The 11,962-nt window shown below is 50.2% G+C and carries 6 protein-coding genes; 3 read left to right on the top strand and 3 right to left on the bottom strand.

Features of this window, described 5'->3' with window-relative positions; all coding sequences use genetic code 11:
• The first annotated feature begins 34 nt into the window (after positions 1-34).
• The gene (locus XMD564_RS02660; protein WP_371731723.1) at positions 35-595 is read left to right on the top strand and encodes a biotin transporter BioY; all 561 of its coding nucleotides are present in this window, start codon (positions 35-37) and stop codon (positions 593-595) included.
• A 62-nt stretch (positions 596-657) separates the two neighbouring features.
• On the opposite strand, the gene panD is transcribed toward XMD564_RS02660, so the two are convergent.
• Positions 658-1,092, bottom strand: coding sequence for an aspartate 1-decarboxylase (gene panD, locus XMD564_RS02655; protein ID WP_173481584.1), 435 nt, complete (start codon positions 1,090-1,092; stop codon positions 658-660).
• A gap of 232 nt (positions 1,093-1,324) precedes the next feature.
• Between panD and metH the strand changes: the two genes are divergently transcribed.
• Both metH and XMD564_RS02645 read left to right on the top strand, forming a co-directional pair.
• Positions 1,325-5,035: a methionine synthase gene (gene metH / locus XMD564_RS02650; protein WP_371740244.1), complete on the top strand. Its 3,711-nt coding sequence runs from the start codon at positions 1,325-1,327 to the stop codon at positions 5,033-5,035.
• A 555-nt stretch (positions 5,036-5,590) separates the two neighbouring features.
• On the top strand, positions 5,591-7,813 hold the full coding sequence (locus XMD564_RS02645; protein WP_173481586.1) for an NADP-dependent isocitrate dehydrogenase: 2,223 nt from the start codon (positions 5,591-5,593) through the stop codon (positions 7,811-7,813).
• Positions 7,814-8,031: 218 nt separating this feature from the next.
• Here the strand turns inward: XMD564_RS02645 and XMD564_RS02640 are convergent, their stop codons facing one another.
• Together XMD564_RS02640 and XMD564_RS02635 are read right to left on the bottom strand one after the other, a co-directional pair.
• A complete protein-coding gene (locus XMD564_RS02640) occupies positions 8,032-8,889 on the bottom strand; it encodes a DMT family transporter (RefSeq protein WP_173494334.1) in 858 nt (285 codons plus the stop codon).
• Positions 8,886-11,792, bottom strand: a complete 2,907-nt coding sequence (locus XMD564_RS02635; RefSeq protein WP_371740243.1) for an insulinase family protein — start codon at positions 11,790-11,792, stop codon at positions 8,886-8,888. Before XMD564_RS02635 ends, XMD564_RS02640 begins: the two co-directional genes overlap by 4 nt.
• Positions 11,793-11,962: the final 170 nt, after the last annotated feature.

Below are 11,962 nucleotides of genomic sequence, written 5' to 3'. Positions count from 1 at the left end.
CATTTCGGCTTCAAGCAACTCAAAAGGAGTCACTGTGAGTGAAATAACGAAAGACAAACAGGTTGTTCAAATTGCAATCTTCGCAGCGCTGCTAGCTGCATTGGGCTTTATCCCACCGATCCCATTTGCGACGGGTGTTCCCATCTCAGCTCAATCGCTGGGCGTTATGCTAGCGGGCACGATCTTGGGCGCACGTAACGGTGCTCTATCGATGATTCTGTTCCTAGTCGTCGTGGCTCTGGGTGCTAACCTCTTGGCCGGTGGTCGTGGCGGTCTTGGCGTCTTTGCAGGCCCTACTGCTGGTTTCCTGTTCGCCTTCCCATTTGCTGCGTTCACAGCGGGTCTTCTGACACGCTCACTCTCAGGTAAATTCTCCCTCACCATTGCAGCCGGCATTGGTGCTCTGGTGGGCGGTATTGTCGTGATGTACCTATTTGGTATTGCTGGATTCAAACTGGTCACTGGACGTACATGGCTTGAGTCACTGATGATCATGTGGGTCTACATTCCAGGTGACGCAGTGAAGGTCGTTCTTGCAGCGGTCGTAACAGGTGCAGTCGCTCGAGCGCTTCCGGGCACTTACGCCAACAAGTAACACCAACATTGAACACAAAAAAACCCGCTACTTGGCGGGTTTTTTTTACTTCTAGAAACGACTTACATTGAAGCAGGCTGAACAGGAATCGCTTTTTTCACACCGGTCAACTTGTTACGAGCGCGGATCTCTTCATCGGAGACTCCGTCTACCTCATCAAACTTAGCGCCTTCGAAATAGCAGAGCGTTGGTTGGAAGCCATCCAGTTCTGAACTATCTAGCTGGACGTAAGCGGCAATAATAAGTAGGTCGCCCTTGTTCGCTTTATGAGCCGCAGCACCGTTCACAGAGATTACACCGCTGCCACGCTCTGCACTGATAACGTAGGTCGAAAAACGTTCGCCGTTGTTGATGTTATAGATCTCAATTTTCTCATACTCATGAATACCTGAAGCATCTAAAAGGTCCTGATCAATGGCGCAAGAGCCTTCGTAGTGCAGTTCAGCATGAGTGGCTGTCACGCGGTGCAGCTTCGCTTTTAAGAAAGTTTGTAGCATATCTATAACCCATGAATTGGTTGGGGATTCTATCCCTGAGTCGAACGAGGTCGCGATTTTACTCTTATCATCTAAATTTTGCACCTGCGTAATCGTTCTAACAATATTCAAAGTCAATTCAGGTTAAACATGAGCTGATTTCAGTCAAAGATGAAATGCAATCAAAACCATTCCAATCAACTTGTTATAGAATATGCGCCTCAAAATTCGTTTAGATAAAAGGCGTGACAGCGTGCGTGACTATTCTGCAACAGATCAACTACTAAAACAGCTACTCAAAGAGCGCATCCTTATTCTGGATGGTGGCATGGGTACGATGATCCAGGGGTACAAGCTAGAAGAAGCCGACTACCGTGGTGAGCGCTTTGCAGATTGGCACTGTGACGTCAAAGGTAACAATGATCTATTGGTGTTAACACAGCCCAAGATTATCGAAGATATTCACTACGAGTACCTCAAAGCGGGCGCCGACATTATTGAAACCAACTCATTCAACGCGACCACCATCGCGATGGCCGACTATGAGATGGAATCGATCAACCACGAGATCAATGTCGAAGCGGCTAAAGTGGCACGTCGTGCTGCAGATCGTATGACGGCCGAGACACCAGACCGCCCTCGTTTTGTTGCAGGTGTACTTGGCCCGACCAACCGCACCGCTACCATTTCACCCGATGTAAACGATCCCGGTTTTCGTAACATCACCTTTGATCAACTGGTTGAAGCGTACACCGAGTCGCTTGATGGTTTGATCACCGGTGGTGCAGACCTGATTCTGATCGAAACCATCTTCGATACCTTGAACGCTAAAGCGGCCGTTTTTGCCTGTGAGCAGTACTTTGACGATCACAATCTAAGACTCCCATTGATGATCAGTGGCACCATCACTGACGCTTCAGGCCGCACGCTCTCTGGCCAAACGACCGAGGCGTTCTGGAACTCTCTTCGTCACGCTAAACCACTCACCATCGGTTTGAACTGTGCCCTAGGCCCTAAAGAGTTACGCCAGTACGTTGAGGAGCTCTCTCGTATAGCGGATACCTATGTCTCTGTTCACCCTAACGCGGGTCTACCCAACGCCTTTGGTGAATATGACGAATCTCCTGAAGAGATGCTGAGCGAAATTGCCGAATGGGTCGACTCTGGCTTCGTCAATGTGGTGGGTGGCTGTTGTGGCACAACCCCAGATCATATACGCGTCATTCGCGAAGGGATCATCTCTAAAGCGCCACGTCAGATTCCAGATCTACCGATAGAGTGTCGCCTAGCCGGCCTAGAGCCTCTAAACATTGGAGCTGAGACTCTGTTCGTTAACGTCGGTGAACGGACCAACGTCACCGGCTCTGCTCGTTTCCGCCGACTCATTAAAGAGGGTGACTACGAGACAGCACTAGAGGTCGCTCGTCAGCAGGTAGATAACGGTGCACAGATCATCGACATCAATATGGATGAGGGGATGCTGGATGCCGAAGCGGCCATGATTCGCTTCCTCAATCTGATTGCATCCGAGCCAGATATCTCACGTGTGCCGATCATGCTCGACTCCTCTAAATGGGAGATCATCGAAGAGGGTCTAAAACGCATACAAGGTAAAGGCGTTGTTAACTCCATCTCACTCAAAGAGGGTGAAGAGAAGTTCATAGCTCAAGCCAAGCTGATTCGTCGCTACGGTGCTGCGGTGGTCGTGATGGCCTTTGATGAAGTGGGTCAAGCCGACACCTATGAGCGCAAGATTGAGATCTGTGAGCGCTCTTATCGCGTGCTGGTCGATACCGTAGGCTTCCCACCTGAAGATATCATTTTTGATCCGAACATCTTTGCCATTGCTACCGGCATCGAAGAGCACGACAACTACGCAGTCGACTTTATTGAGGCGACTGGTTGGATCAAAAAGAACCTACCGCACGCTATGATCTCGGGCGGTGTCTCCAACGTCTCGTTCTCGTTCCGTGGTAACGACAAGGTCCGCGAAGCGATCCACTGTGTATTCCTCTACCACGCCATCAAACAGGGCATGGACATGGGTATCGTCAATGCGGGTCAGTTGGCGATCTATGACGACCTACCTGAAGCGCTGCGTGAGCATGTTGAAGATATCGTACTTAACCGTCGCGAAGACGGTACCGAGCGAATGCTCGAGCACGCTGAACAGTATCGAGGTGATGCGGCCACTCAAGCGAACGGGGCTGATTTGGCATGGCGTGAACTGCCTGTCCAAGAGCGCCTATCGCACGCCCTAGTCAAAGGCATTGCCGATTACATCGATGAAGATACCGAAGAGTGTCGTCACCTGTACGATCGTCCACTGCACGTCATCGAAGGTCCATTAATGGATGGTATGGGCGTTGTAGGTGATCTGTTTGGCGCCGGTAAGATGTTCCTGCCTCAGGTGGTGAAATCGGCCCGCGTTATGAAGAAAGCGGTTGCCTATCTGATGCCTTACATTGAGGCGGAGAAAGATGGCAGCGAGTCGAGTTCAGCCGGCAAAGTGATCATGGCGACCGTAAAAGGTGACGTGCACGACATCGGTAAGAATATCGTTGGGGTGGTACTGCAGTGTAACAACTTTGAGATCATCGACCTCGGTGTCATGGTCCCTGCAGAGACCATTCTGAAAACAGCCCGCGAAGAGAACGCCGATATTATAGGTCTGTCTGGACTGATCACACCGTCACTGGATGAGATGGTGCATGTTGCTAAAGAGATGCAGCGCCAAGGCTTTGACATACCGCTGTTGATCGGTGGCGCAACCACGTCAAAAGCACACACTGCAGTTAAGATTGAACCTAGCTACCAGAACAACCAAGTGGTGCACGTAACCAACGCATCACGTTCGGTCGGTGTTGCCTCTGCCCTACTCTCGAAAGAGCGTAAAGAGCAGTTCATTGCCGACACTCGTGAAGAGTACCAGGCGGTTCGTGAGCGTCACCTGGCCCGTCAAAATGAGCAGCGTCGCGTCAACATCGATGCGGCTCGTGCGAATGCAGAACCGGTAAACTGGGAAGGCTACCTACCGCCAGTACCCAACAAACCTGGCATTCACACCCTCAATAATATTCCGCTGGAATCACTGATTGAGTTCATTGACTGGACGCCGTTCTTCCAATCTTGGGAGCTGGCTGGTAAGTACCCTCGCATCCTGACCGATGAAGTCGTTGGCGAACAGGCAACCAAGCTGTTTGAAGATGCCAAAGCGATGCTTAACAAGATTGTTTCGGAAAAACTGTTAGAGGCACGTGCTGTCGTTGGACTATTCCCAGCTAACCGCGTCGGTGATGACATCGAACTCTACACGGACGACAGTCGCACTGAGCTATTAACGACGGTTCACCACTTACGTCAGCAGACGCAAAAGATTGAAGGTCGATACAACCACTGTCTGTCGGACTACATCGCGAGTAAAGAGAGTGGTACACCAGATTATCTAGGCGCCTTTGCTGTCACAGCGGGCATTGGTGTTGATGAGATAGTAGCAGAGTTCGAAAAAGACCATGATGACTACCAATCGATTATGGTTAAAGCTCTGGCTGACCGTCTTGCCGAAGCGCTTGCCGAGAAACTGCACGCAGATGTCCGCAGAGATTACTGGGGCTATGCATCTGAAGAGTCTCTCGATAACGAAGCGTTGATTCGCGAAGAGTATGTTGGCATTCGCCCAGCACCTGGCTACCCAGCCTGCCCTGACCACACCGAAAAAGGGTTACTCTGGGAGCTTCTGGATGTCGAGCAGCAGGTCGGCATGACGCTGACTGACAGCTTTGCCATGCTACCCACCGCCGCTGTCAGCGGATGGTACTTCAGCCACCCTGAGGCGAAATACTTTGGTGTTGCCAAGATCAGCGAAGACCAGGTAGAGGACTACGCCCACCGTAAAGGGATGGAGTTGTCAGAAGCTGAGCGCTGGTTGGCACCGAATCTAGGGTATGAGCCGGAGTCGTTGTAAAAGCACGTGATTTGAATGCGGTGACAGGCTGAAGGCCTGTCACCCGTACCTTGATCGGCACCATTATGATTATTCGCGGTTTTTCGCTTCGCTCAAATTCGCTCCTACAACACTGCCTTGTAGATAATCTGCTACAAAACCCGATTTTAGGATCGAATCCCCCGAAGGGGAAACCGCGAACCTAAGGCCTCTCAACGTTGTGATGAACTTACACCAAAGTGTCCGTGACTGGCTTTAGCCTGTCATCGGCATCACCAGCGTTTTCCAGAACCTCTGCGAACACCAGACAGCGGATGACAGGCTAAAGCCAGTCACCCGGTCTTAGCAAAACCTCTGGATAAACCACGCCAAACCACCTTATAACTTTCCCGACTTAACTTGATCCAAATCGACCTAGCACTCCTACACCTTAAGTCTTAGTCCCGCTCTGTAAAATAACTACACACCCCAGTATAATGCGCGCTGCGAAACTATCACCGCAGATTCCGAAGGAAATAAATTGAGGTCACAAACTTCAATTTGATGGAATCCTACCGTTAACATTTGGGGACTAGAATGGCTAAAAAACCAAGTACCATCGTCTACACACTCACTGACGAAGCACCAGCACTTGCGACAGCATCACTACTACCGATCGTACGTAAGTTTGCTAAAACCGCAGACATTAATGTTGAACTCTGCGACATCTCACTAGCAGGACGTATCCTCTCCTCTTTCCCCGAGTACCTTAACGATCAACAGAAGGTTGAAGACGGTCTAGCACAACTAGGTAACATGACCTCTGATCCAAACCTTAACCTGATCAAACTACCAAACATCTCAGCCTCTGTACCTCAGTTGAAAGCTGCAATTGCTGAACTTCAGGGCCAGGGCTACCACGTACCTGAATTCCCAGATGAGCCACGTAACGACAAAGAGATCGAGATCCGTGATCGTTACTCTAAGATTCTAGGTTCCGCTGTTAACCCTGTACTACGTCAGGGTAACTCAGACCGTCGTGCTCCAGCGGCTGTTAAAGCCTTTGCACGCAAGCACCCACACAGCATGGGGCAATGGAGCAAAGCGTCACGTACGCACGCTGACTACATGAACGGCGGCGACTTCTTCTCAAGCGAACAGTCTGTAACGATGGAGAAGGACACTAAGGTCCGTATCGAATTCATCTGTGGCGATGGCAACATCACTGTTAAGAAAGAGCTAGACCTTCAGAAAGGCGAAGTACTTGACGGCATGTTCATGAGCGCTAAAGCGCTACGCAACTTCTTCGAAGAGACACTTCAAGACTGTAAAGAGTCTGGTGTTATGTGGTCACTGCACGTGAAAGCGACCATGATGAAAGTCTCTCACCCAATCGTTTTCGGTCACGCAGTGACTGTCTTCTACAAAGAGGTATGGGACAAGTGGGGCGAGCTGTTTGAAGAGCTAGGTGTTAACCCTAACAACGGTATGGGTAACATTCTTGATAAGCTTGAAACACTGCCTAACTCTAAGCGTGAAGAGATCCTAGAAGATATCCACGCAGCTGCACTGCACCGCCCAGAAATGGCGATGGTTGATTCCGTTAAAGGCATCACTAACCTTCACGTACCTTCAGACGTTATCGTCGACGCCTCCATGCCTGCGATGATCCGTAACTCAGGTAAGATGTGGGGCCCTGACGGCAAGACTAAAGACACTAAAGCGGTCATGCCTGAATCGACTTACGCTCGTATCTACCAGGAGATGATCAACTTCTGTAAAACGCACGGTGCGTTCGATCCAACGACTATGGGTACCGTTCCAAACGTCGGTCTAATGGCGATGAAAGCGGAAGAGTACGGTTCGCACGATAAGACCTTCGAAATGGAAGAGGATGGCATCATGCGCGTCGTTGCTGAAGACGGCACTGTATTGATGGGCCACAAAGTTGAGAAAGGTGATATCTGGCGTGCGTGTCAGACCAAAGATGCTGCGATCCGTGACTGGGTTAAATTGGCTGTGACTCGTTCACGTCAATCAGACACTCCTGCGATCTTCTGGCTAGACGCTGAACGTGCCCACGACCGTGAACTTCGTAAGAAGGTAGAACTCTACCTACAAGAACACGACACTGAAGGTCTAGATCTTCGCATCATGTCTTACGTACGCGCGATGCGCTCTACTTGTGAGCGTCTAATCCGTGGCATGGATACCATCTCTGTTACCGGTAACGTACTTCGTGACTACCTAACCGACCTATTCCCAATCATGGAGCTAGGCACTTCTGCTAAGATGCTATCCGTTGTTCCAATGCTTGCGGGCGGCGGTATGTACGAAACAGGCGCTGGTGGTTCTGCACCTAAGCACGTACAGCAGGTTGTCGAAGAGAACCACCTACGTTGGGACTCTTTAGGTGAATTCCTTGCAATCGGTGTCTCACTAGAAGAGCTAGGCATCAAAGAGAACAAACCACGTGCTAAAGTTCTTGCAGCAGCACTCGATCGTGCAACTGAAACACTACTTGAGCGTGGTAAGTCACCTTCTCGTCGTACTGGTGAACTGGACAACCGCGGAAGCCACTTCTACCTAGGCCTTTACTGGGCACAGGAACTTGCACAGCAGGAAGAAGATAAAGAGCTAGCAGCAACCTTCGCTAAAGTTGCTGAAGACCTAAGCGCTAACGAAGCGAAAATCCTAGAAGAGCTAGCAGCCGTTCAAGGCAACCCAGCGGATCTTCAGGGTTACTACCATGCACCGCTAGACGTTGTAACTAAGGTTATGCGCCCAAGTGAGACTCTAAACAGCATCATCGATGCCTAAGGGTTAGCGTGAATAAAAAAACCGCGGCTTGCCGCGGTTTTTTTGTTGGAGCGATCTTGAAAAGGTCGCGAAAAAGATCGCCTCATCTTCGATAAGGCTCCAACGTACTGGTGACAGGCTGAAGCCTGTCATCCGCTTTTAAATTACGTGCAGAGCTTGGCAGTAAACTAAAAGAGCGGGTGACAGGCTGAATACCAGTCACCGGCATACTGCCAATCCTACGCTTTCGCTTTCAACGTCATCACCCCACCCAACACAATTAACCCCATACCGGCAATCGTTAAGGTTGCTAGAGTCTCATCCCACAACAACCAACCGACCAGACTGGCTATGATGACTGAGCTGTAGGTGAATGGCCCAAGATAACCAGCGGGGGCGCTATGGTATGCCTTAGTCATTGAGAGTTGCGCCAAGGTCGATAGCGCAGCGATTCCAATAACACCCGCTAACTCAAACCAGCCCAGTGCCACCCACCCCTGCAGTGCAAAGGGTGCACTGAATAGTGACGCAAATAGCGAGAAGTAGAAGACCACCCTGCGAGAGGGTTCTGTATCTTTCATTTTACGCACGAAAATTTTTGCTTGAGCCCCCAGCACAGCACCAGCAAGGCCTATCAATACTGCCAGTTGCAAACCGGCATTGGCCGGATTAAGGACTAGTGCTACCCCAACAAACCCGATCGGTAGGGACCAAAAAAGAATGGGGTGGATCTTCTCTTTCAAGAACCAGAGCGCCAGCAGTGGCATGAACAGCGGTGCCGTCTGTTTTAATAGGGCTGCCGTACCCAGAGGAAGATGGGTCCAGCCATAGTAGAGACAGGACATAGCAGAGACACCAACCAGAGCCCTACCCAAATGAAGGTTGATGCGTGAGGTTTTCAGCGAGATCCCCTTCGCACCCAACACCAGTGGTAGCATAATGAGCAGACCAAAGGCGTTTCGTAAGAAGACCAACTGTGCAACCGAGAGCGCCTCAGCAACGGTTCGAATTAACACACCGGTAGCCACCAAGACAGCTTCTGCAAAAATAACTAACAGAACTCCTTTTAAGAGCTGGTTCGCCCCCTGCTCACTCACAACGAGAATCGCTGGTAGTCGTCAGAGAGAGTCTCTGCCGTTTTAGCGCTGGTCACAATCGCTTCATAGCCCTCTTCAGGGTTTGATAGATACTGATTAACGACGCGCTCAATATCACCTAAGGTGACAGCTAACACTCTTGAGCGATACTCCATGCGTTGTTCCGGTGTACGGCCAAAGAGCGCATTCAGGTGAGTCGCTTTAGCTTCGCCAGCCGGTGAACCCGGTTTATCGATCGAACTGATCACACCCAAGATTGCCTCTTCCAACTTTTCAGAATCCGCACCACCGTCAAGCAACCAAGCCACTGATTGATCGAAATGGTTGATCGTCTCGATGCTGTTTGGATCACGGTAGCTGTAGAAACGGAATAGCCCGTCACCACTGTCTTGGCTAGCACCCGAACCGTAAGCACCACCCTGCTCTCGAATGGCACGATGCAGGTAACCGTTGCGGAGAATCTCACCAGCAACGGTCAACGCGGCGGCATCTGGATGCGCAACAGTAACGGTCCTGAAGACCTTGGCACAGAAGTTTACCTGTGTATTAACAATCCAAGCCTGCTGCTTCACTGACGCTTCAGCCGATACTTGGAAAGGCTTATCGACCGAACCAGAGGATAGACGCGCGAACTCTTTTTCAAACTGGCGCAGACAGCTCTCTTTATGCTCTGAATCAGCCACTAACAGCGCTTTAGGGCTAGAGGCCATTATTGCTTGGTGAATGCCTCTAAGCTCTTCAGCCAGGGCGTTCAACTGGCTTTCATCACTGGATTGATCAGCCAACTCACGGGCCAATTTAATCGATGGCAAACCTCTAGAGGCGTGTGAGAAACCGGCCCCAGGTGCTAGACCTGCACTGGCGGCCAAAATCGCTAACGAGTGACCCTGCCCAGTAACAGACTGCTCTTTTCGAGACGCGTTCTGGTTTAGCAACTCAGCAATACGAGCCGTCTCATTAAAAGGTGCTGAAACCAACATATCGGCCATCAACTCAGAGAGTGCCGCTTGATTAACAACCAACCCTTTGCCGGATAAGATCAGGATAGCGCGCAGTTGTGTCGCATCATCGGTCGCCGCTCGCGCATTGATAGAAGCTGAGATTCCACCACTGATGGCACTCTCCAATGCCTGGTGCTCTTTGTAGGTTCGGCCAGCACTACCCAATTCCGTTAGACACTGAGTGTAGAGTGGTAGAAGGGTCTGCTGCCTTGCCGTTAGTTCTGGCAGATCAAACAGCAGCTGTTGGTAGACGATGCCATTGGTGCCGGCTGTAAACCAAGTAGTGGAATCATTGACCTGATCACCTACCGGGAAGTGACATTCAACAGGAACATCCTCTAAGGTCACTTTTGGCAGCAGTGAAGGGTCATCGGCTTGGGTTTGACGCTCTTCGAGCTGTTTAGCGAGCGCACCGATCGACTCTAACGCTTCACGACTCAAACTCTGTTTGTATTGGGCCAGACGATCCGCCTCAGCCTGATCTTTACGCTGACTCAGTTCGGTATCAGGCCTTAGAGTGAGTAGCACACGGTGCGGATTATCGAGCAACCAAGTTTTTACTAGATTCGGAATGAACTGAGGGTCTTTAATCTCCTCTCGTAGTTGATCCAGAACAGAGTCAATATTGAGGCTCGCAATGGCATCACCACGGTGAATCGCATTTGATAGAGAAGCTAGTATCAGCGACATACCAAAGGGGTAGTGATCACCAGTGATTTCACGTTGCTGAAGCTCCAACTGGTGCAGTTGGGCGGCCACAACGGATGGATCAACACCCTGATCAACCACCTCTTGCAGCGTATCCAACACCAACTGTTCAAACTGCGCCGCTCGCTCAGGCTCACTCCCCTCAATACCACAGAGGAATGACATTTCGCGATTAGAGTCCTCGATACCACAAAGCGGTGAAGGTGCAGCTCCTAAATCTGTTGACTCTAGAGCGGCTCGCAGGGGTGAACTGGAATTATCCAACAGAACGCGTGACAGAAGTTGCCCCTCAAGCTCTGCCTTAAGATCGATCGAAGGCTTGGTTAACCAACCAATGACATGATGGGTCTTCCCCTCTATCTCACCCTGATCGAGTGGGTAGGCCTCTTCTACCTTGATCGGGGCAAAGTAACGCTTCTCATCGGCCACACTCAATTCAGCATCGAGTCGTTCAAAACGATTAAACGCCTGCTCTTCAAAGCGACGCTGTAATTCTTCAACGGGAATATCACCAAAGGTCATGACAATGGCATTACTTGGGTGATAGTGGGTCTCATGAAAGGCTTTTAACTGATCGTAGGTCAGATCCGGAATATCCGCAGGTTCACCACCCGAGTTGTAGTGGTAGGTCGTCGTTGGAAACAGGTATTTAGATACCGTTTGCCACAGCACCGATGTGGTTGAGCTCATGGCCCCCTTCATCTCGTTGAATACGACTCCTTTAAAGAGCAGGTCCGACTCTGGATTACCCGCTTCCGCTAGCTCTACACGGTGTCCCTCTTGCGCAAAATCTAATGGGTCGAGACGCGGGAAAAATGCAGCATCAAGATAGACATCCAAGAGATTGAAAAAGTCTTTACGGTTCTGGCTGGCAAAGGGGTACGCAGTCCAATCGCTGCTGGTAAACGCGTTCATGAAGGTATTCAGTGAACGGCGAGTCATCATGAAGAAGGGATCACGAACAGGAAAACGCTCACTACCACAAAGCGCTGTATGTTCGAGGATATGAGCCACCCCGGTTGAATCTTCAGGCATGGTTCTGAAGGCCACTAAAAAGACGTTTTCATCATAGTCAGTTGCAAGGTGGAAGTGCTTAGCCCCTGTCGCCTTGTGCTCATACTCACTCATCTCGATACCGAGCGAGTTGATCATTTCTGAACGGATAAATTGAAAACTCTCGTGTGCTTGTGCCAAACCGAACAACCCTTTAATAAAAATTTATTGCAGAATTGTACCGACATTGAAGCATTTAAGCATCCACTTCGAACCATTCGATATTACTTAAAAGCCCCATATTTACTGGGGGTTAAGGTTAAAAATCATAACTAAAAACTTGAAATCTTGAGTAAAATGCTCAACATTAT

The organism is Marinobacterium sp. xm-d-564 (assembly GCF_013283345.1).
In the GTDB taxonomy this organism is placed as follows: domain Bacteria; phylum Pseudomonadota; class Gammaproteobacteria; order Pseudomonadales; family Balneatricaceae; genus Marinobacterium_E.
This window is presented reverse-complemented; position numbering and strand designations above follow the sequence as displayed.